This window comes from Acinetobacter sp. V110_1 (genome assembly GCF_031798975.1).
Taxonomy (GTDB): Bacteria; Pseudomonadota; Gammaproteobacteria; order Pseudomonadales; family Moraxellaceae; genus Acinetobacter; species Acinetobacter nosocomialis_A.
On the sequence record NZ_JAVQNN010000015.1, the window covers coordinates 64,816 to 86,996 of the forward strand.

Annotated in this window: 22 protein-coding genes and 1 pseudogene; 9 read left to right on the top strand and 14 right to left on the bottom strand. The window is 39.4% G+C overall.

What is annotated here, in order from left to right; all coding sequences use genetic code 11:
• Positions 1-32: 32 nt before the first annotated feature.
• The 4 genes from RMA95_RS04915 to RMA95_RS04930 all read right to left on the bottom strand — a co-directional run bounded on the left by RMA95_RS04915 (position 33) and on the right by RMA95_RS04930 (position 3,854).
• The gene (locus RMA95_RS04915; RefSeq protein ID WP_311069755.1) at positions 33-1,133 is read right to left on the bottom strand and encodes an HPP family protein; all 1,101 of its coding nucleotides are present in this window, start codon (positions 1,131-1,133) and stop codon (positions 33-35) included.
• A gap of 132 nt (positions 1,134-1,265) precedes the next feature.
• On the bottom strand, positions 1,266-2,063 hold the full coding sequence (locus tag RMA95_RS04920) for a TIGR03915 family putative DNA repair protein (protein ID WP_311069756.1): 798 nt from the start codon (positions 2,061-2,063) through the stop codon (positions 1,266-1,268).
• 2 nt (positions 2,064-2,065) lie between these two features.
• Entirely contained in the window at positions 2,066-3,328 is a 1,263-nt protein-coding gene (locus RMA95_RS04925; RefSeq protein WP_151823145.1) for a putative DNA modification/repair radical SAM protein, read from the bottom strand.
• 109 nt (positions 3,329-3,437) lie between these two features.
• On the bottom strand, positions 3,438-3,854 hold the full coding sequence (locus RMA95_RS04930) for a lysozyme inhibitor LprI family protein (RefSeq protein ID WP_311069757.1): 417 nt from the start codon (positions 3,852-3,854) through the stop codon (positions 3,438-3,440).
• 29 nt (positions 3,855-3,883) lie between these two features.
• On the opposite strand from RMA95_RS04930, the gene RMA95_RS04935 reads away from it, so the two are divergent.
• The 5 genes and pseudogenes from RMA95_RS04935 to RMA95_RS04955 form a co-directional block, all read left to right on the top strand.
• The gene (locus tag RMA95_RS04935) at positions 3,884-4,309 is read left to right on the top strand and encodes a hypothetical protein (RefSeq protein WP_311069758.1); all 426 of its coding nucleotides are present in this window, start codon (positions 3,884-3,886) and stop codon (positions 4,307-4,309) included.
• Positions 4,310-4,398: 89 nt separating this feature from the next.
• Positions 4,399-5,376, top strand: coding sequence for a glycine--tRNA ligase subunit alpha (gene glyQ / locus RMA95_RS04940; RefSeq protein WP_002044989.1), 978 nt, complete (start codon positions 4,399-4,401; stop codon positions 5,374-5,376).
• Complete coding sequence (glyS, locus tag RMA95_RS04945) at positions 5,376-7,445, top strand: glycine--tRNA ligase subunit beta (RefSeq protein ID WP_311069760.1); 2,070 nt, start codon at positions 5,376-5,378, stop codon at positions 7,443-7,445. The genes glyQ and glyS overlap by 1 nt, the downstream gene beginning before the upstream one ends.
• 88 nt (positions 7,446-7,533) lie before the next feature.
• Positions 7,534-8,007, top strand: a complete 474-nt coding sequence (locus RMA95_RS04950; RefSeq protein WP_311069761.1) for a hypothetical protein — start codon at positions 7,534-7,536, stop codon at positions 8,005-8,007.
• 51 nt (positions 8,008-8,058) lie between these two features.
• A pseudogene (locus tag RMA95_RS04955) lies at positions 8,059-8,184 on the top strand (hypothetical protein); the annotation flags it as partial.
• A 54-nt stretch (positions 8,185-8,238) separates the two neighbouring features.
• On the opposite strand, the gene RMA95_RS04960 reads toward RMA95_RS04955, so the two are convergent.
• Both RMA95_RS04960 and RMA95_RS04965 read right to left on the bottom strand, forming a co-directional pair.
• A complete protein-coding gene (locus tag RMA95_RS04960) occupies positions 8,239-8,523 on the bottom strand; it encodes a YciI family protein (protein WP_311069763.1) in 285 nt (94 codons plus the stop codon).
• Between the two features lie 36 nt (positions 8,524-8,559).
• Positions 8,560-9,462, bottom strand: coding sequence for a DMT family transporter (locus RMA95_RS04965; protein WP_311069764.1), 903 nt, complete (start codon positions 9,460-9,462; stop codon positions 8,560-8,562).
• A 108-nt stretch (positions 9,463-9,570) separates the two neighbouring features.
• Between RMA95_RS04965 and RMA95_RS04970 the strand changes: the two genes are divergently transcribed.
• The 3 genes from RMA95_RS04970 (at position 9,571) to RMA95_RS04980 (ending at position 11,531) form a co-directional block, all read left to right on the top strand.
• On the top strand, positions 9,571-10,437 hold the full coding sequence (locus RMA95_RS04970; protein ID WP_311069765.1) for a LysR family transcriptional regulator: 867 nt from the start codon (positions 9,571-9,573) through the stop codon (positions 10,435-10,437).
• 146 nt (positions 10,438-10,583) lie between these two features.
• A complete protein-coding gene (locus tag RMA95_RS04975) occupies positions 10,584-11,003 on the top strand; it encodes a hypothetical protein (protein ID WP_311069766.1) in 420 nt (139 codons plus the stop codon).
• Between the two features lie 96 nt (positions 11,004-11,099).
• Positions 11,100-11,531 (top strand): hypothetical protein, encoded by a 432-nt coding sequence (locus RMA95_RS04980; RefSeq protein ID WP_311069767.1) that lies wholly within the window; start codon positions 11,100-11,102, stop codon positions 11,529-11,531.
• A gap of 100 nt (positions 11,532-11,631) precedes the next feature.
• Here the strand turns inward: RMA95_RS04980 and RMA95_RS04985 are convergent, their stop codons facing one another.
• Both RMA95_RS04985 and RMA95_RS04990 read right to left on the bottom strand, forming a co-directional pair.
• Positions 11,632-12,963: a S8 family serine peptidase gene (locus RMA95_RS04985; RefSeq protein ID WP_311069768.1), complete on the bottom strand. Its 1,332-nt coding sequence runs from the start codon at positions 12,961-12,963 to the stop codon at positions 11,632-11,634.
• Positions 12,964-12,998: 35 nt separating this feature from the next.
• Positions 12,999-13,307, bottom strand: coding sequence for a hypothetical protein (locus RMA95_RS04990; protein WP_031945722.1), 309 nt, complete (start codon positions 13,305-13,307; stop codon positions 12,999-13,001).
• A 581-nt stretch (positions 13,308-13,888) separates the two neighbouring features.
• Here RMA95_RS04990 and RMA95_RS04995 point away from each other — a divergent pair.
• Positions 13,889-14,623 (top strand): hypothetical protein, encoded by a 735-nt coding sequence (locus tag RMA95_RS04995; RefSeq protein ID WP_311069769.1) that lies wholly within the window; start codon positions 13,889-13,891, stop codon positions 14,621-14,623.
• A gap of 57 nt (positions 14,624-14,680) precedes the next feature.
• Here the strand turns inward: RMA95_RS04995 and astE are convergent, their stop codons facing one another.
• The 6 genes from astE to RMA95_RS05025 all read right to left on the bottom strand — a co-directional run bounded on the left by astE (position 14,681) and on the right by RMA95_RS05025 (position 22,181).
• Positions 14,681-15,655 carry a succinylglutamate desuccinylase gene (astE, locus tag RMA95_RS05000; RefSeq protein ID WP_311069770.1) on the bottom strand — a complete coding sequence of 325 codons (975 nt, stop codon included), beginning with the start codon at positions 15,653-15,655 and terminating at the stop codon, positions 14,681-14,683.
• Positions 15,656-15,667: 12 nt separating this feature from the next.
• Entirely contained in the window at positions 15,668-17,011 is a 1,344-nt protein-coding gene (gene astB / locus RMA95_RS05005) for an N-succinylarginine dihydrolase (RefSeq protein ID WP_263614688.1), read from the bottom strand.
• Between the two features lie 17 nt (positions 17,012-17,028).
• Positions 17,029-18,498: a succinylglutamate-semialdehyde dehydrogenase gene (gene astD / locus RMA95_RS05010; protein ID WP_311069771.1), complete on the bottom strand. Its 1,470-nt coding sequence runs from the start codon at positions 18,496-18,498 to the stop codon at positions 17,029-17,031.
• Complete coding sequence (gene astA, locus RMA95_RS05015) at positions 18,498-19,529, bottom strand: arginine N-succinyltransferase (protein WP_311069772.1); 1,032 nt, start codon at positions 19,527-19,529, stop codon at positions 18,498-18,500. Before astA ends, astD begins: the two co-directional genes overlap by 1 nt.
• Positions 19,530-19,547: 18 nt before the next feature.
• The gene (locus RMA95_RS05020; RefSeq protein ID WP_311069773.1) at positions 19,548-20,762 is read right to left on the bottom strand and encodes an aspartate aminotransferase family protein; all 1,215 of its coding nucleotides are present in this window, start codon (positions 20,760-20,762) and stop codon (positions 19,548-19,550) included.
• A gap of 144 nt (positions 20,763-20,906) precedes the next feature.
• Complete coding sequence (locus tag RMA95_RS05025) at positions 20,907-22,181, bottom strand: Glu/Leu/Phe/Val dehydrogenase (protein WP_134262440.1); 1,275 nt, start codon at positions 22,179-22,181, stop codon at positions 20,907-20,909.

A 22,181-nucleotide genomic window follows, 5' to 3' on the forward strand; every position in this document is an offset into this window, starting at 1 on the left:
CTAATCAACCGTAGCTTTTTTTATTTTAAAAATTATAGTTTTCGATTTAACTGTTGCTGTAAAGCCGCGATCATATCTGCACGACTAATCATTCCTATAAGCTTACGATCTTCAACCACAGGAATGTAGTTAAACGACTTTTCAACAAAGTATGGCACTAAATCTTGAATAGGTTGAGTTGGTAGTACAGTAACCACTCGACGACTCATGATCTGCTTTACATAATGCTGCCAAGAGTTTCTTGGATCAGCTGCCCTTTTAAACCATTCTACGACTTCATATAACGCTAAAGTTCCGACCAAATGGTTTTCTACATTGACCACAGGTAAACTCATGAGATTCTGCTGTTTAAACTTATCTAATGCCTGATGAATATCATCATCTTCATGTAGTTTAATCACATCACGGCTCATAATATCCTGACAGATATATTGGTTCACCATACGTTCATTAGCGTGCTCTTGCGCTTCTAAAATAATTTTTTCTAAATCGTACTGGCTAATATCTAACAGTTCAGTGTGATGCTCTAATGCATACTCAATATCTTTCGGTTGAATCGACACTTTCTGAGTTGGCGTTGGATCCTTACTTCGCTCATTTAAATGTGCGGTAACTGGGTAATGTCGCCCAATCAATCGATTAAAGAAAATAGCGAAACCGAGTAGAAGCAAAGAGTTGAGTAAAACTGGATAAAAAACGAAATAAAAACCTAATTTATGAATGGCAGCGCCGCCCAGTACAGCCGTAATTGCGACTGCTCCACTCGGCGGGTGTAAAGAGTCGGTGGTCATCATTAAAAAGATGGCAAGCCCAACAGCCACACTAAAAGCTGTAGTTAAATCAGGAATCCATTGCGCACAAGCAACCCCAATAATTCCGGCTAATGTATTACCGACAATAACATTCCATGGTTGAGCCAATGGACTGGCTGATACTGCAAATAAAAGAACAGATGATGCCCCCATAGGCGCGATGTACCAAGCATTAATTCCGCCAAGAACATACCAACTAATTAAGGAAGAAATTGCTAAACCACATAGTGCTCCAATACCGCAAAGCAATCGCTCTTTTAGTGGTAAAACCTTAAAATTCGGCTTTAAAATCTGTAACCATTCTCGCTGTATAACACTCACAGTACACCTTAGGGGATATGCCGTTATTTATAACGGGCAAAAGTATACGCCCAAAGCCACATAAAGTGCATTTAAATTATATCTTTTAAATATCAGAAAACTTGTTGAACGTATTCTTACTATTTTAAAACTTTAATATTCAATTAGTTTTTCATTCAAATAACGCCAGTACCGTTTCGGCAAATACTGCACGTGGAGTTTGATATTCTGACGTTCTATAATATTTACACTCTTAAAATAATCTTTCCAAAGCTGATCATACAAAACTTCCTGCTCATCTAACTCAAGCTGAAAACTTTGACTCATGCCATTTTTTAAATTACGGTCAACCTCAGAAGCTTCGAGTGAAACTTCATGTATTTCACGTAAATCATAAAAAATTCCAAACTTACGTTGCTCATCATAAATGAGCCAACGCTGATCTTGATAACGCCGTTTAAAATGCGGCTGGATAAGCGGTAAAACATTAAAATCAGGACGAACCAGACTTAAAAAAAGCTCATCTTTAGTTTTCTTAAACCGAATAAAAGCCTCCATTCTATGCTTCTCTCGCCCGACCTTTTTCGTCCATTGTGCAATCGCTAACACACTTGGATTTAAATAATCTTTTTCTATGGAAACATGGCTAGTAAACACATAGATACAGTAATTAAATAAATGCTGATAGGCATCTAAAGATTCAGATAAATAAGCAAAATAAAATTGTTTTAACGAAGAAGATGAAAGCTTTTTTTGTAGCGCAGACCACACACGTTCGGCATGTTGCTCGTTATTTGCAACCTCAATTTTATCGGCAAATAAGCCATGTTGAGCCGCATCATTTAAACAGAGCCTGACCTGTAATTCTTTAAATTGAAATGCACGAAAAACACAGCTTAGCAGCCCAACCATTGAACCATCAAAATAGTAAGCGACTTCCTCATTAAACATGGCTAAAACCCAAGGCTTAATTGTGGCGAGAGTTGCTGCACATATTTCGAAGATCCCTGCGTTAAAATTTGCTGTCGAATAAAACTTGATGATAGTTCCTTTTGGAATTTCGGACTGTCTTCACAGCGAATGAAGAATTTTGCACGCTGGTAGGCCACGCCTAGTTTTTTAAGTAAATCGATATGGATTTTTCCAAAACGGCGAGCCTGCACAATTTTCTTGGCCGATTTCACTCCAATGCCCGGTACACGCAAAATCATTTGATAATCTGCACGGTTTAAATCTACCGGAAACTGTTCAGGATGCCTTAAAGCCCAGCTTAATTTCGGGTCTACATCAAGATCCAAATTTGGGTGTTTTTCATTGACGATTTCATTGACCTGAAAACCGTAAAAACGCATCAGCCAATCGCTTTGATATAGACGATTTTCACGAAGCAAAGGCGGTGCAGAACCCACTGCTGGTAAATAATTATTTTCAGTATTAATTGGGATATAACCCGAAAAATAGACGCGCTTGAGTTTAAATTCTTTATAGTGCTTGTCTGCCATAAATAAGACATCTTGGTCTGATTCTTGATGAGCACCAACAACCATTTGGGTGGTCTGCCCTGCTGGTACATATTTCGGTACATGCTTAATGATTTGTCGCTCATCTTTAAGCTGAATGAGCCTGTCACGGACTAAACCTAAATCTTTTTGTACTTCCTGATGTGATTTTTCTGGCGCAAAAGTTTTTAACCCAATTTCGGTCGGCATCTCTAAATTAATACTCATACGGTCAGCATATAAACCTGCTTCATGAATCAATTCAGGCGATGCTCCCGGAATAGTTTTTAGGTGAATATAGCCATTAAAGTTTTCTTCAAGGCGCAACTTCTTCACAACTTGAAGCATACGCTCCATCGTATGATCGGCCGATTTAAAAATGCCTGAGCTTAAAAATAACCCTTCGATATAATTACGGCGGTAAAAATTAATAGTTAAATCTACGACTTCTTGCACTGTAAATGCTGCACGCTGGACGTCATTAGAACGGCGTGAAACACAATAGGCACAGTCAAAAATACAAACATTACTAAATAGAATTTTTAAGAGAGATACACAGCGCCCATCTTCGGTATAGCTATGACAAATACCCGAATGACTGGCATCACCCAGACCTTTATTTTTATTTTTACGGTCACTGCCACTTGATGAACAAGACACATCATATTTAGCAGCATCAGCAAGAATCTGTAGTTTTTCTCGAATGCGATCAGACATATCAAACGACTCATTTGTGGCATCGTTTAAAAAATATCATTTCGCATTCTTAAATTTAATCTAGTAAAGTACGCTCAGCGTCATGAGATGACGTTTAAAATGAACCAGCTTAATTAACGTATTCTTCAAGCTGCTTTACACGCTTTTCATACTCTTGCATTGGGCAATATGAATACATCGGTGAACCAATGTATGAACCTGCATTACTACATTCCTGATCTACATAGGCTTTCCAAAGTCGCTGAGATTTTAAAATATCTTGGTAACGTTCTGGCTGTTTGTATTCTTCGCTTTGTGCACGAATTTGATCAATCAGAGCAACAATTTTTTCTTCATAAGTCTTTTTAGCTTGTTCAGAACAACTATACACGACCATATTATTAATACTTTCAAGCTTCATTTCTTTAATAGTCTGGTCTACACATTGATTGTATTCATCTTGCTCATCAGTTTCGGTTTGCGCATGAAGCCACGGACTACAGAAAAGACTGGATAAAACAATAAGTTTGCAGCAAAATTTCAACATAACTTCTTCTCAGTTCTATAATTTTTAATATGCTTCAATATAACAAAAAAATGATTATTCACGCACTTGCGCTTGCACCCATACCATTGCTGAGTTTATCTGCCTTAGGGGTCATAATATTAAATGCTGAATTTAGCCTTTATTCGATTGGAGTTATTTTACTAGCCCATTTCTTATTTTATTTACTTTTTTATGGCCTTCTAGTTATTCCTTTCGCATATATCATTTCCTATTTTCTGACTCGTAAAAATCGTTTAAATCTGATGAGTATTTTTATCTGCGCAACTGTCATCTGGATTTTGATTAGCCCTATTACGCGCTTAATTTTTGTCGGTTCATTCCCTTCTCCTTGGGGGGATATTTATAAGATCTACAGTTTTTATCTCATGATTTTATTTACCAGCTTTTGCTACTGGTTAAGCTTGAAGTGGCTAAGCCGAAAACAAATAGGCTAATCGCGCATTCCTTTGATTAAGCCTTTGCCACTCCCCCACAAAATCCTTATACTTAGGGGCAATTTTTCTCATAAATTCGTGGATGCTACATGAGTCGCGCCATCTCGCATATTGATACATTTCAGGGTTTAATTCTTGCCCTACAAAACTACTGGGCCGAACAAGGCTGCGTCGTATTACAACCTTACGACATGGAAATGGGCGCTGGAACATTCCACACCGCAACATTCTTACGTGCTTTAGGGCCTGAGACTTGGAACGCGGCATACGTTCAACCTTCACGTCGTCCAAAAGATGGCCGTTATGGTGAAAACCCGAACCGTTTGCAACACTACTACCAGTTCCAAGTGGTACTTAAGCCAAACCCAGACAATATCCAACAGCTTTATCTCGATTCTTTAAAAGCGATCGGGATTGATACGCTTACTCACGACATTCGTTTCGTAGAAGACAACTGGGAATCTCCAACTCTTGGGGCTTGGGGCTTAGGTTGGGAAGTTTGGCTCAACGGTATGGAAGTGACTCAGTTCACTTACTTCCAACAAGTTGGTGGCGTTGAGTGTTATCCAGTAACAGGTGAAATCACTTACGGTTTAGAACGTCTTGCGATGTACCTTCAAGGTGTTGACTCGGTTTATGACCTAGTTTGGACCAAAGGCCAATTCGGTACCGTGACTTACGGTGACGTATTCCATCAAAATGAAGTTGAGCAATCGACTTATAACTTTGAATACGCTCCAGTTGAAAAATTATTTGAACTGTTTGATTTTTACGAGTCAGAAGCAAACCGTTTAATTGAAGCAAAACTTTCTCTTCCTGCTTATGAGCAAGTGGTTAAAGCGTCTCATACCTTTAACTTACTTGATGCACGTGGCGCAATTTCTGTGACTGAGCGTCAACGTTACATTTTACGTGTACGTACTTTGGCGCGTGCTATCGCACAAAGTTATGTACAAGCACGTGCAGAGCTTGGCTTCCCAATGGCAGAACCACACTTACGTGATGAAGTATTGGCACAGCTAAAAGCACAAGCTGAAAGTGAAGCAGCAAAGGCGGAGAAAAACTAATGAGCAAACATACTGTTTTATTCGAACTTGGCTGTGAAGAGCTTCCACCAAAAAGCTTAAAAAACTTACGTGATGCCTTACAGGCAGAGACGGTAAAAGGCTTAAAAGATGCGGGCTTAAACTTCGCAGCAATTGAAGCTTACGCAGCTCCACGTCGTTTAGCGCTTAAAATTGTTGATATCGATGCTGCTCAAGCTGATACACAAAAACGTTTTGACGGCCCTGCTGTTCAAGCGGCTTACGATGCAGAAGGCAAACCGACTAAAGCACTTGAAGGCTTTATGCGTGGTCAAGGCATTACAGTTGATCAGCTTTCTACTTTCCAAGCAGGTAAAGTTGAAAAAGTTTGCTATTTAAAAGATGTAAAAGGTCAAAGCCTTGATGCTTTACTTCCACAGATTTTACAAACTGCATTAGACAATTTACCAATTGCTAAGCGTATGCGTTCTGCTGCAAGCCGTACCGAATTTGTACGTCCAGTGAAATGGGTTCTTTTACTCAAAGACGACCAAATTGTTGACGCGACTATTCAAGATCACAAAGCTGGTAATGTGACTTATGGTCACCGTTTCCATGCACCTGAAGCTGTGACTTTAGCGCATGCAAATGACTATTTAGCTGCTTTAGAAAAAGCTTACGTTGTTGCGAATTTTGAAAAACGTCAAGCAACTATTCAAGAACAAGTGAAAAAGTTAGCTGATGAAGTGAACGCAACTGCGATTGTTCCAGCTGACTTACTTGATGAAGTAACAAGCCTCGTTGAATGGCCTGTAGCTTTACGTGCAACTTTTGAAGAGCGCTACTTAGCTGTTCCTCAAGAAGCACTCATCACGACAATGCAAGACAACCAGAAGTATTTCTGTTTGATCAATGCAGAAGGTAAATTACAGCCTTACTTCATTACTGTTTCAAACATTGAGTCTAAAGACCCGACTCAAATTATTGAAGGTAACGAAAAAGTTGTCCGCCCTCGTTTATCTGATGCTGAATTCTTCTTCTTACAAGATCAAAAGCAACCGCTTGCATCTCGTAAAGAAAAATTAGCAAACATGGTATTCCAAGCACAACTTGGTACGCTTTGGGACAAATCAACACGTATTGCAAAACTTGCTGTTGCGTTGTCTCCGATCACTGGGGCAAACCCAGCAGATGCTGAAAAAGCTGCATTACTTGCTAAATGCGACTTAACCTCTGAGCTTGTTGGTGAATTCCCAGAACTTCAAGGTATTGCGGGTACTTACTACGCACGTATTGAAGGCGAAAACACTGAAGTTTCAGAAGCTTTAGGTGAGCAATATTTACCAAAATTTGCGGGTGATGTTTTACCTAAAACTAAAACAGGTACAACCATTGCCCTTGCTGACCGTTTAGATACCCTTGTTGGTATTTTCGGTATTGGACAAGCGCCTACCGGTTCTAAAGACCCGTTTGCACTTCGTCGTTCAGCAATTGGTATCTTACGTTTAATCATTGAAAATGAATTAGATGTAACGATTGAAGAGCTAGTTAATCTTGCACTTCAAGGTTATGGCGATATCGTTAAAGACCATGACAAAACTCGTGCTGATGCTGTTGCGTTCTTGGAAGGTCGTTACCGTGCTAAGTACGAAGACCAAGGCGTTGCCGTTGACGTACTTCAAGCTGTTCAAGCACTTGCACCAAAATCTCCACTTGATTTTGACAAGCGCGTAAATGCTGTTAACCACTTCCGTACATTACCTGAAGCTGCTGCACTTGCTGCTGCAAATAAACGTGTTGCTAACATTCTTGCAAAAGAAGCAACCCCAGAAGGTTCTGTCGTTGAAGCAAACTTAGTTGAAGATGCTGAAAAAGCATTATTTGCTGAGCTTCAAGCAGTGACACCAGTGGTTGAGCCATTACTTGCAGCGAAAGACTACACGGCTGCCCTTTCTAAGCTTGCAGCACTTCGCGCGCCGATTGATGCATTCTTTGATGGTGTAATGGTTATGGCAGATGATGCTGACCTGAAAGCAAACCGTTTACGTTTATTGGCTCAGTTACGTCACTTGTTTACTGCTGTTGCTGATGTAAGTGTGTTGCAGGGCTAAGTATTTATAATACTTGATCTTTAAAATAAACCCCGCTATAAAATTAGTGGGGTTTTTTAATATTAAGAATAAATCAGCAGTTATCATAATGAATACCACTTCAATTAAAAAGTTTTACCGTATAGATGCTTACCTTGTTCTTTGCCACACCCTTTTGATGGCATTCGGTTATGGTCTATGGAAGCTATATCCTCATATAAAGACCAAACCAGATATGAGCGGCCTGTTCTTTATGATTATCTCTATTCTAGGCGGTTTCGCAGGGCTGATTATGCTCGCTATAACTTTGCCTCGTTTAGATCGTTCTGTTCATAATTTATCAGTGAACAAATTTATTTTGGCTCTGCTGTATTGGCTTTCTAGTAGCATTATTTTCATACTATTTGGCATCAGTAAATTCTTCTTCAATAATCCGCTAGTTTTGCTGGTTTTTGTTTTGGTTTTTTTCAGCAGTGTTTATCTTTCGGTGATTCGCCTTGCAGATATGCGTCAAAAAGACTGGTTGATCTTAAGCGGAATTTTTGGAGCTATTGTGCTGTTCTTCTTTTTGCCAGAGCTTTAGAAAATAGTTTAAGTAAAGATGCTGAGCTTGTAATACTTTGTGTACCTAAAAAATACCTTCTTTGATGGCTTAATAGCGATAGCAGATGATGCTGACCTGAAACCAAACCGTCTACGTTTATTGGCTCAGTTATGTGGCTTATTTACTGCTGCTGATGTGAGTGTGTTGCAAGGCTAATTAGATTATGACTAAAAATAAAGGGATCTTTTATAGATCCCTTTATTTTTTACGTTAAATAAACGCCTTAATTTCTTCTAAACTTTTCGATGGCTCAAACCACATAAAATCATAATCGGCCACATCATGAATATAAAACGGATCATTTTTCATGATTTCTTCGGCTTCTTGAATCGAAGAGCTTAAAACCAAAATCACCCCACCTACTCTATTTTCTCGACGGCCCGACGCTAAAAACTTCTTTTGCTCATAGTAATGATCTAAAAACGCAATATGTTCTTTGAGTACAGCATCAACTTCGGCTAACGGTTTTTTAAAGGTCAAGGTAACAACAATCATCTCATTCTCTTAAAGCAAGTAGCGCATTACATATGCTTATTCGATAGTACGCCTATTCCCCCAATTCATCCACACCAAACTCCCCACAATAATCACTCCACCCAGTAGCACCATCATTGATGGTTTTTCATTTAAGAAGAGAACCGCCAAACTCATCGCGACAATCGGCGAGCAATACAAAAAATTCGATGCAATCGTTAACGGCATATTTTTAAGTACATACCCCCAAAGTACATAAGCCATCGCACTTGGGAAAATACCCAACAAAACTATAGACATATTGGCTTGCCAAGTAGCATGTAAAATCTCATCAGGCAAATGAGCACTATAAAATAGTAAAGGAATGGTACCGAACCAAATGATGTAGCACATCATGCTCAAGGCATCATAATTTAAAGCAAATTTTTTATATAAATTAAAATAAAGGCCCCACGCAATTGCTGCTAACACAATCAACAAACTGTAAGGACTCGGCATACCAAAACCATGATCTCCACTAACCACCAACACGGCGCCACAAAGGCCAAGTAAAATACACAACCACTGTTTGAAACTAATTTTTTCTTTAAAAAGCAAAGCTGAAATAATAAAAGTGAATAGCGGAATAGATTGACTCAAAATACTAGAGGCCACTGCAGTCACATACTGCTGTCCGGTATTTATAAGTAAGTGATGCAGAGTTACAGAGAAAAATCCTAATACAGCAAGCGCAGGAACATCTTTCCACTTTAAAGGCTGAATGCCTTTTTTCATGACTAAAAGAAGTAAGAAAACGGATGCAATCAAAAAACGGAGCAAGGCAATATGCTGCGGTGTATATGAATGCAAGGCACTATGTACGCCAATGGGTGAATAACCCCAACAAAAAACGGTAACAGCAATACATAAATAGAGCTTAACTGCGGGAGGCTGGGTTTCGGCAGCAAGAGAAATTGCCATGTTAAATCTGCATTAATAAAATGGAACACTTCCATCATATGCGCATGGATAGTTGAATAAAATTAATTTATATTGAGTCATATATTCATTAAAAGTGAATGATAAAATATGGATATCGCCCAGTTAAAAATGTTTCAGACCGTAGTTGAATGCGGAACAATGGCAAAGGCATCAATGCAACTACATTGTGTACCTTCCAATATCACAACGCGTATTAAACAACTTGAAGAAGAACTCGGTGCACCGCTGTTTTATCGTGAAGGAAAAAGTTTAAAACTCACGCCATCAGGAGAAATCTTCCTTAATTATTGCCGTAAAATTTTAGCACTCTGTGATGAAGCCAAACGAAGTATTCACCCTGATGCACCGCCCTCTGGCCCATTAAAAATTGGAGCTATTGAATCTTCTGCTACAACTCGTCTACCTAACTTACTTGCGAAATATCATCAACGTTATCCGGAAGTTTCCATTCAAATTATTACTGGCACATGGAAACAGCTATTAGTCGATATTTCTCAGCACAAACTTGATGGTGCAATTGTCGCAGGCAATATTGAGTTCCCTATGCTCAATAAACTCAGTATTTATCAAGAAGACATGGTCCTAATTGCGTCTCACTCTTTGGGTGAAATTCATTGCCAAGAAGATTTGATTGGTAAAGAAATTTTTATGTGGACTGAAGGCTGCCCTTACCGTGCAGCTCTCGAAGATTGGCTTAAACTCAAGAATATTTCACTTCCCATCACCAGCATTACCAGTTATGCCACCATTATTGGGTGTGTGAGTGCGGGTTCTGGCGTGGCTTTAGTCCCTAAGAGTATTTATGAACAATATAAAAATTTAGCGCATATTCAGAGTTATAAGTTTGAACATCTTGCCTTTATGCAAAATCACTTTTTCTGGCATAAAAATGTGAGCAACCACAAAGCGAGAGATACATTTATAGAGTTAATTAAGTCTGAATTTTATTTATGAGTATTCGGAATAGTAAGTCTATTGCTATTAAATGATGAATTCTCGTAATCAAATCGTATGGGTTTTATCTCATGGCTGCACAAGGTATATTTTTAACAGTAAGATCAGCACTTCAACTTTTAAAGTAATTGGGGAGATTGATCCAAATGAAAACCTTACAATTGTTATGCGTTGCAAGCTCTATATTGGCTTCATCAACCCTTTTTGCTGAAACAACACAGCCTCAACAAGTAAATGAAGCAACATCTAAGACTCAACCTTATGGTGATAACCCAAGTTTAGGACGTGTCCTGTTATATAAAACAGGAAAAGGCATACAAAATTTAGGAGACTCTATTCAAGGTGCTTCAGAAAAAACCTCGAATAAAATTAGTGAAAAATGGAAAAACACCAAAGAATTTACAGCTGAAAAAGCAGAAGTCGTTCAACAAAAAGCAGATACAGCAAAAGTCTTTACTGAACAGAAAATAGAGCAAGCCAAACAAAATATTACCAGTAGTCGAAATGGTGAAAACATACCGATAGAACAAGGTGAGTTAAGCAAATCTAGCACGACGACCAATTAAAATTGGGTTTGAGGAGCGCGATCATGTCGCGCTTTTCAAAAAATATATACTTTAAAAAGAAATGTCACCAAATACAAAGAGCTAGGAATCTGCCTTATGAATAGTCAAAAACTTCTCTTTTCAACACTATGTTGTGTAGCATTAACTGCGTGTGCGACCACCAAATCTGTTTCTTCTTATTCTCAGGCACAAGTTTTAGAACAAGATACGAATATCGAAGCTTATCCAACCACCACCGGCAATGTAGCCAAACTCATTAAACACGATAAACAAGCGTGCATGATTGAATTTACGGGTTATTTAGGTGGAGGACAAGTGACTGAGCACTGGATTTTTAACAATAAAGGCCTGATTTCAGCTCAATCATTTACGGAACAATATCCAGATTCTTCCGGCATATTAAGTCAAGCCACCAACTCGACGACAAAAAGCTCAACCACGTTTAATATTCAAGATCCAGCAATTCAAAATAATTTTAAAAAGCTCCAGAGCAATTTTAGTAAAACCAATTTAGAAAAATGTGATTAAAAATTTTCCATAAAAAAACTCGTTGCAGAAGTAATCTTTTGCAACGAGCCATAGCCATTTTAAATTTCTTGGACCTAATAAAAAATTATAAATATGCTATTTAGTTAACAGTTAAGCCATTGGTTGCCGCCAGTAAATCAATGCGTGGGAAAACTAAGCCCGTTCTTGAATCAGTAATAGGTTTACCAGTGGTTTTTAAACGGTTAATGGTCTGATCGATAGTTTCAGTTGGTGTAACACTGTTTGCTCTTAATAATGCAATTGCGCCAGCCACATGTGGCGTCGCCTGAGAAGTACCTCCCATAGTATAGCCACCCGCAGTAATCATTGCCCCTGGTGCCAATAAAGTCACAAGGCTGCCCCCGTTACTAAAGCATGCCACTTTGTCCGCTGCCGTGGTTGGGTCAGAACATTTCACTGGGTTCCCCCATGACACACCACCAATATTACTGTCATATACAGCACCTACTCTTACCGCTCCAGCAACACAAGCAGGTGAAGAAATACCATCAGGGAATGCATCGTTACCAGTTGCGACTACTGGTACTACTCCAGCAGCTCGCGCATTTGCAAATGCTGTTCCATAACTACTATTACTACATTCAGATTTGTATTTAACACCAGGAACACCAAGGCTCAAATTTATCGCTTTAATATTGTATGTTTTAGCGTTATTTACTGCCCAGTTAATGCCCGCAATGATATCACTATCATAGGCTGAACCTGATCGAAAAACGTCTATTCCAATAATTTTTGTTTTGGTAGCAACTTTAGACACAATCGCTGAAACATTACTACCGTGACCATTATCGTCAAGTGAGCCATCATCTGGAGCACTATCAAATGAATAAACGACACGACATGTACTTGAAGGTGTATTCACCGCCGTACAGCCAAAATCCGAATGTAAATAATTTACCCCTGTATCCAGCACAGCAACACTAGAACCGGTTCCATTAAAACCTTTAGTATTGGCCTGAGGCTGATTAATTAAAGGCAGACTTTCCATCGTCGTAGGCTGATTGATTCGGTTTGGATATACGGCCTTAACGTTCGGATCGTTAAGTAAATCAACTAAAGCTTCTCTATTACTAATTCGATAAAAAGCTAAAGGCAAATTATTGTAGTCCCGAAGTACTTGTACCCCTACACCACGATTAAACCTCGATTGTATATTCTTTTTATTTGCAGCAATATAACTTCGCCGCTCCAAACCTGAAGCTACACTTTCCGAAGGGATATTGTATTCAACGATAAGGTCATTAGAATCATTGGTGACCAAGGCATCTAAATCAATTTTACCCTGAAATACTTTTTGTTTTGCTGCCTGATTTAACTGCTGTTTAGCACCTTTAGAGTCCAAAGGAAGAGCAGATGCAGTTGTACTTAAGATCGTACATAGACCTAATAGAAATAACGTTTTACTTTGCATTATTTTTCTCCGTAGTCTTTCGACTAACAATTTACTTATTTCGCTTTTATTTCATTTGCTGGATCTTTTTCTGGATCAATCGGTTGAATAGAAAGATCACTTTTTGTGTCATAGAAAGGAACAGTATCTGCTGATACTGGGCTGGGTTGAGTTGAATTTAAAGATACGTTTTTAGGTTGAGCAGGCTCCTTAAGTTTAGAAAGTAAAGATGAAGTGTCTGGTTGTGATGAATTCGGCTTATGTAAAGCAGAATTGAACACCTCAGATGCACCGCTTGTTGGCTTAAAATAAAGAACAACGGCGACTAAGCCGACCAATATGAAAAGGGAAGCAATAATTTTCATCATTTAAGATCTCTGTTTTTTTGTTTATAGACATCTACATTTATTTTTGATTATTCGAAATAAGGCGCTATTTCTTTAGATATATTTCATGTGAAATTTCTATTTCTTGAAATATATAAACATGAGAAAAGCTAAAACACCTTTTCCCGAATAAGCAAAAATACAGTTCTGCCCTGTACGTTTATATTTCTGGCAGAATATGGTTCAAAAAAGCGCCAAAAAGCACCCTATTCTCATAATAAGCAATAACTATGCCGTTAACTCCAATAAAAAATGAAAAAAGAATCATCTTTAGAGATATAGAAAAATGGTTATGTTGAATGCTTTTAATTGTTTTTATTTCAGAGAACAAAAAGAGAGAAAATATTTTGCTGGTTTTAAATCATAAAATATCGATATCTATTTCACTTTATTATTAATATTTTTCTTTCTCCACAATTTCTCCCTTATGTGTTTATTGACTGTAATGCTGTTGTAACGTTTTGATGAAGGTGATTCCCAAGCGAATCAAGGTTTGACTATGATGCGATTGCGTTTATGAAATACCTCACTAAAGGGTATATTCTTTGAAGGATATCGCAATGAAAATGATGAAAACAGCTATCGTGACTGCAAGTGTTCTTGCTTCTGCCTCTATTTTTGCACAAAGTGCGGGCGTTAATGCAGGTGCCTCTGCCCAAGTTAATGTACAACCAGGTGGACTTGTTAGTGGCGTAGCCAATACAGTCAAAAATACTGCTCACACTGTAGGCCATACTGCAAAACATGCTGGTCATGTAGCGGCTGACACTACAGTTAAAGCAACTAAAAAAACAACAGGTAAAGTGACTGAACTTTCTTCTGATGCTGTAACAGGCACTAAACATTTTGCTACTGAAGCAGCAACAGGAACAAAAAATTTAGCGACTAAAGCCGCAACGGGTACTAAAAACTTAGCAGTTGAAGCTAAAGCTGATACAAAAGCGCATCTTGATGCAGTAAAAACTAAAGTTGCAGAAAAACAAGCCGACCAAAAAGAATTTACTGCTGAAAAACAAGCTGATGCTCAAGCACGTGTAGATGCAGTTAAAGCCCGCGTAGCTCAAAACCAAGCAGAGCAAAAAGAATTTGTTGCTGGCACTAAAGCTGATGCTCAAGCACAATTAAATGCAGCTCAACCAGCTCATGCAGTTAACGCTCAAACAGGTGTAAACGTTGGTGTTAATGTTGCTCCAGTTGGAATTAGTGCAAATGCAAACGTAAATGCAGGGGCTCAAGGTTCTACACAAAAAACTGAAAAGAAATCTTTCGTTAAAGGTCTTTTCGGTACTAACTAATCAGTTATCAATAAAAAAGGGCAATTTATTGCCCTTTTTTATTGATCTAAAAGTTATTTAGCGTGTTTCAGTTAAAACCAAGCCTGCACGTAAACCGATCTTCACATTTGGGTTTGGAAATAAAATCCAGACCTGCTCTTGCTCAACTACATAATTACCCGAAGGTTGCATCGCAATGATTTCGTCTTTAGTAAAAGTTGAAAAGTTTGGAGCCTCAGCAGATAAATTCATGTGAAACTCTTCATCTTTTTTTATTAAAGAGTCAGATACCTGAAACACTCGAATTTTCGATTTATGTCGTGTCGGTAAAGCTTGTTCGGAAACCACATGACGCATGACTTCATCAATTGCAGCAAACTGGCTCAAGTCATTTTGTCCAAATGGCAAGGCTTTCCCCAACTCCAAGGTGGCACTCGCAGCTTTAAAACTCTCACTGGTAAAATGTGTGAAGGTTTTACCTGCAGCGCGGTGATAAACCAAAGCATCTAAATCGGCAGCATCAAGACTTGCTATCAAATCAGCATCGTAGTCATGCGTTTGATAAGGCAATAAAGCAAAGGTTGGTAATAATGAAGCCCGAATTGCGGTATGCAAATCATAATGATAGCGCTTAGCCTCACTCTCACTTTCCTGAAAGAAAGTGGCAACTGCGTGTTCCAAAACCTCAGCTCGCTTAGATTCCTCTGTTACGGGTAAATTTTTATATCCACCACAAAACATTCGGTTTACATCATCATGCACATAACGCTTACCTTGACGCATTGCATACGGGTTACCCAATACAAGCAGCAACCTCACAGCAAGGTTTAAACGTCCAGCAAATAAATCAGTGCAAAGTTGAGACAACAATTCAATTGGTGCTGTTTCATTACCATGTACCCCAGCTGACAGTACGACAGCTTTGTCGTACTGTACATGTGGCGTACATTCAAGAAGTCCCTCACCTAACCAACGCCAAGAAAAATTTTCTTGTTTTCCCTCGCGTACTGTAGGTTGCTCACCTTGTAAGGTTAATGCTAGAAAATCTTGCATGTCACCTCCTCATTATTTTTGGAAAGGATAAACCGAACCCAAACCTAAAATTTTGGTGAGTTCATCAAGCGCCATACGGCTTTCCATAAGCAAATGCGGATCTGCTAAATCTTCTTGAGCTAAACGATCACGATAGTGTTTATCTACCCATTGATTGAGTGTGCCAAACAACTGATCATTCATGAGGACTTTTGGATTTACAGCATTTAATTCAGTTTCGTTTAAAGCTACACGCAAGCGTAAACATGCTGGTCCACCACCATTACGCATACTTTCACGTAGGTCATACACCTGAATTGCATCAATTGGTGTACCCATTTGAATCATATCATTCAAATAGCTCCACACTGCAGCATTTTGGCGAGACTCTTCTGGTACAACAATGGTCATACCACCATCAGGACGAGTCAAAATCTGGCTATTAAACAAATAAGTTGCTACGGCATCATCAACAGTAACGCGGTTTTCAGGTACTTCAATCGAAATAAAATCTTCACCAATGCTTGCCATTTTTTGACGAATTTCAGCAAAAGCTTGATCTTGATTTAAGAAAGCATGTTGATGGTGGAATAAAACCTGTTGGTTACTTACCGCGATCACATCATTATGGAAAACACCCTGATCAATCACATCTGGGTTTTGTTGAACAAAAACCGTATGTGCATCATCTAAACGGTGTAAACGTGCAATTGCTTCACTTGCTTCACGTGTCTGACGTGCTGGATAACGTTTTGGTCCCGGTAAGCCATTATTTAAATGTTGTTGACCATAAACAAAAACCTGAACACCGCGCTTAGCATAATCACCACCTAAACGATTGTGATTTGCTGCACCTTCGTCACCAAATAAAGCCACTTGTGGTAAAGCTTCATGGTGTACAAAGTGACGTTCATTTTTAAAGATGGCTTGTAAAACTTGGCTCGTTGTTTCAGCTTCAATTGAACGGTGAAACTTATTGTTCAAGTTCGCTGCTGTAAAATGCACGCGTTCATCTTGGCTATCAGCCGAAGGTGAAACTGTTGCAGCATTTGCAGTCCACATTGGAGAAGCTGAACTTAAAGATGACAATAGCTCTGGTGAATAACGCATTGCTTGAGCAACAACACTAATGTCATCTCCAGTAAAACCTAAACGACGTAACATTGGAACATGTGGACGCTCATGCGGAGCAAGTACACCTTGTTTCATTCCCATATCAGCCAAGGCTTTCATTTTTAATAAGCCTTGTTTCGCTGCTAATTTTGGATTCGAGGTGTTATTACGGTTTTTGGTTGATGCTTCATTACCAAAAGACAAACCCGCATAGTGATGTGTTGGTCCCACTAAACCATCAAAATTTACTTCATATCCTTTCATTTTTTCTTTCCCTAGTGTTAAGGCAACACAATCCCTGGAGATAATTTTTCTGGCAAACTTAAGCTTTCACTTTCAAGTGAAGCCATTGGCCAAGCACAATAGTCAGCAGCATAAAACGCGCTTGCACGGTGGTTACCCGAAGCTCCAACACCACCAAATGGCGCAGCACTTGAAGCGCCTGTTAATGGCTTATTCCAGTTTACAATACCGGCACGTGCTTCAATCAGTAAGTCATCAAAGAGTTCACGTTTTGGAGAAACCAAACCAACAGACAAACCAAAACGAGTTGCATTGGCAATTTTCAATGCTTCATCAAAGCTGTCATAACGTTGAATGGTGGTAAGCGGACCAAAATATTCTTCATCTGGAATACCAGCCACACCTGTTACATCAACAATACCCGGAGTAAGTAGCGAGCTGTCTTCTTGAGGACGTGTCATTGGCAATAAGCTTTTTGCACCAAGCTCAAGTAACTTTTGCTGAGCATTCATCATGTTTGTTGCAGCAACCGATGAAATCACGCCACCCATAAATGGTTGTTGTTCGTCGTTCCAGCGACCAACTTTCAGGTTTTTAGCAACTTCAACAAAACGTTGAATAAATGCATCACCTTCTGCACCATTTTTGACTAAGATACGGCGCGCACATGTACAACGCTGACCAGCCGAAACAAAAGCAGATTGAATAGTAAGGTTAACTACAGCATCAATGTCTTCAATTTCATCGATAATCAATGCGTTATTACCACCCATTTCAAGCGCAAGAATTTTCTCAGGCGCACCCGCCATTTGCTTATGTAAGTGGTAACCCGTATTTGCACTTCCGGTAAACAATAGACCATCAATTTCATGGGAAGCTGCCAAAGCTTCACCAGTAGTACGGCCACCTTGAACTAAGTTCATTACGCCATTTGGCAAACCTGCTTGTTGCCAAAGTTTTACAGTTTCTTCAGCAGTCCAAGGCGTTAATTCACTTGGTTTAAATACAACTGTGTTGCCCGCAAGCAATGCAGGAACAATATGTCCATTTGGTAAATGGCCCGGGAAGTTATATGGACCAAAAACTGCGAGCACACCATGTGGACGGTGACGTAAAGATGCCACACCATCTGCCATTTCAGTTGAGCTTTCGCCAGTACGCTGATGATAAGCACGAATCGAAATCGCAACTTTGCCAATCATAGATTGAACTTCAGTTAACGTTTCCCAAAAAGGTTTACTGGTTTCTTGGCTAATGACTTCTGCTAAATGTTTTTTATTTTCTTCAAGCAGCTTTGCAAACTTCTCTACAATCGCAACACGCTCAGCAAAAGGTAAACGCGCCCATGCAGGAAATGCTGTACGTGCAGCTTGGCAAGCTTTCTCAACATCAGCAGCCGTAGCTTCAGCGCCTGACCATACAGTTTGGTTATCAACTGGATTTGTTTTTACAAATGTTGTACCGCTGCCTTGTAACCAGACACCGTTTATAAATAAAGAGTTTGACATCAGGATACTTCCATAGGATTTAGTGATAACACACGAACAGCGTGACCTTCTTGTACACCGAGTTTTTCAGCTTGTTCATGGGTTAAATTTAGAGTGCTATCTACGAGATCAAGCTTCATTAACATGGCTCGATAGTCGTGATAATTATCATTGGCAACAAGGTATTGTGTTTTACCTACGCTTGCTTCATTTGTAATTTTGACTGTTAAAAATTGGCTTTCTTTAACTGCGCGCAACTCATCAATATTGGCTTCAATGGTTGGACCCGCATCAAAAATATCGACATATCCTTGATAACGTAAGCCTTCTGACTCAAGCACATGATAAGCAGGCAAAGTATGTGGATGCATTTTCCCAATCACTTCTTGTGCAGCCTTTGGTAGAAGGTCTACATAAACTGGAAAACGTGGCATAAGTTCCGCAATAAAAACTTTTTGGCCAATTCCACTTAAATAGTCTGCTGTTGAGAAATCCATATTGAAGAAATGGTGGCCAATCGCATCCCAGAAAGGTGAACATCCATTTTCATCAGAGAAACCACGCATTTCAGCAATGAGTTTTTTCTCAAAATATTGCTTAAATGCTGCGATAAACATAAAACGGATTTTTGATAAGAATTTACCGTTTTGGTTTTCACGACGTTCCGGATCTAAAAATAATGTACAGAGCTCACTGCTTCCTGTTCTGTCATTACTTAAAAATAGAGTCGGTAATGCTTTATAGACATTTAATGCTTTTGAAGCGTGTACTTGAGTACCAACATGAAAGTTGTACCAAGGCTCAATGAGTCCTACAGCAACTTCAATTGCGCTTAAACCAATAACACGTTGAGCTTCTGTATCTTCAAGAACAAACAGATAGCCTTGTTCACTTTTATGGACATTGCCATTTAAAGTATTGCGAGTACGTGAAATTCGAGCCGAAAGTGTATCCATATTTTGTGGCAAGGAAGTCAGGCCTACACCCGACTTACCCGCTAATTTATAAATATCTTCAAGGTCTCGAAACTCGGCATGACGGACGATCATCATGGCTAGCTTTCCTTTTTTTTATTTAGCCAATTTAGCCAACGCTCTTTTTAAACGAGCAATCCCTTCATCAATATCTTGTTCAGGAATGATAAGCGACGGAGTAAAACGAACCACATTCGGGCCTGCAATTAAAGCAAGTAAACCTTCTTCACCCGCCCAAGTCGTAATATCTTTAGCTTTCCCTGCATACTCAGCTTTTAATTCACAGCCAATCAATAAACCTTGACCACGAATTTCTTCAAAAATCTGATGTTCAGCGTTTAATGCATTTAGTGCATCGAGGAAATATTGATGACGATGTTTTACACCTTCAAGCACTTCTGGTGTATTAATAAATTCGAATACAGCACCAGCAACCGCACTTGCTAACGGGTTACCGCCATAAGTTGTACCGTGCGTACCCACTGAAAAATGCGGAGCAAATTTATCAGTTGTTAACATTGCACCCACTGGGAAACCACCACCCAATGCTTTTGCAGTAGTAAGCACATCTGGAGTAACACCATAGTTCATGTAGGCATAAAGTGAACCTGTACGGCCTACACCAGTTTGCACTTCATCAAAAATAAGTAAGGCACCAAACTCATCACACAGTGCACGTAAACCTTTTAAAAATTCGATGTCAGCAGGAATTACCCCACCCTCACCTTGTACAGGCTCTACAATCACTGCACAGGTTTGTTCATTAATGACTGCTTTGGCAGCTTCTAAATCATTGTAAGCAACATGGCTAATGCCGTTTGGAAGTGGTGCAAAGTCTTGTGAATATTTAGGTTGACCACCCGCCGAAACGGTAAATAAAGTACGGCCGTGGAAAGCATTATTAAATGCCACAATGCCACTTTTACCTGCCACACCGCTGTCGAGTCCAACTTTACGAGCAAGCTTTAATGCTGCTTCATTCGCTTCTGCACCTGAGTTACAGAAGAATACTTTGTCGGCAAATGTATTTTCAGTGAGTTGTTTAGCAAGGCGTAGAACAGGTTCATTGGTATAACCGTTACCTACATGCCAAAGTTTTGTAGCTTGTTCTGTTAATGCATTTACTGCCACTGGATGCGCATGACCTAATGCGTTTACTGCAATCCCGCCTGCAAAATCGATATATTCTTTATTTTCTTGATCCCAAATACGTGAACCTTCACCACGTACCGGAATGAAATTTGCCGGTGCAAAAACTGGAACCATCCAGTCATTAAAGTTGCTTCGAGTTACAGAAATTGGCTGTTCCATGCTTACCTCAGTATCTATTTAATTTATTTAATCTGTCTTACTGTCTTTTATTTAATTTATTTAGAAAAAGGGACTGAACAAATAACCCTATACATCCTTTATATTTGCTCAGCCCACTTTTCCTAAAAAGGTAATTTCCTCAGATTAGCCTGGGAAAATACCGCGTTCTTTACGAGCTTTTAAGATACGCTCACATGCCAAGATGTAAGCTGCTGTACGTAAAGTACAAGCATTACTGTTTGCTGTATTCCAAACGTCATGCATAGCTTGAACCATCAACTTGTCTAAACGCTCGTTGATTTCTTCTTCGGTCCAGAAGTAGCTCGCCATGTCTTGAACCCATTCGAAGTAACTTACAGTTACACCGCCGGCGTTACATACCACGTCAGGAACCACAACAATGCCACGCTCAACTAAAATATCTTCAGCTTTAGGATAAGTCGGGCCGTTCGCGCCTTCTAAAATCAACTTAGCTTTAATTTTTTCAGCACGTTCAACTGTGATTTGACCTTCTAACGCAGCAGGAATAATGATGTCTACATCTGCAGTCCAGAAATCTTCATCAGCAATTGCTTGCGCGCCAGCGAAACCACCAACACCACCTTGGTTTGCATTTACGTGTTCACGTAATGCAACAAGATCAATACCGTCAGCATTGAAAATTGTGCCAGTGTGATCTTGAACGTGAGTGATTTTTGCTTTTGATTCAACAAACAAGAAAGCAGCTTCACTACCTACGTTACCAAAACCTTGAACAGCGATTTTCGCGCCTTCAATTGGTAAATTGATTTTTGCAGCTACTTCGCGACCTGTAACGAATACACCGCGACCAGTCGCTTTAACACGACCTAAAGAACCACCTAAGTGAACTGGCTTACCAGTTACAACACCAGTTACTGTATAACCTTGGCTTGTAGAGTAAGTATCCATCATCCAACCCATAATATTGGCATTTGTACCAACGTCTGGAGCAGGAATATCTTTTTGAGGTCCGATAATGTGACCAATTTCAGTCGTATAACGGCGAGTTAAACGCTCTAATTCACGATTTGAAAGTTTACGTGGATCAACACGGATACCACCTTTTGCACCGCCAAATGGCAAGTTCAAAACAGCAGTTTTAATTGTCATCCATGCAGATAACGCCATCACTTCATTTAAATCAACGTTTGGATGGTAACGAACACCGCCTTTACCAGGACCACGAGACAAGTTGTGTTGTACACGGTAGCCTTCAAAGTGCTGAATAGAACCGTCATCCATCACGATTGGCACGTCAACAATAAGCGCACGCTTTGGACGTTTTAAAGTGTCAATAAACTCAGCTAAATGGTCTAAGTACGGAGCAACACGGTCAATTTGTGCCAAGTAAGTTTGCCATGCATCGCTGTGTTCGTTTACGTATGAAAGATCTGACAT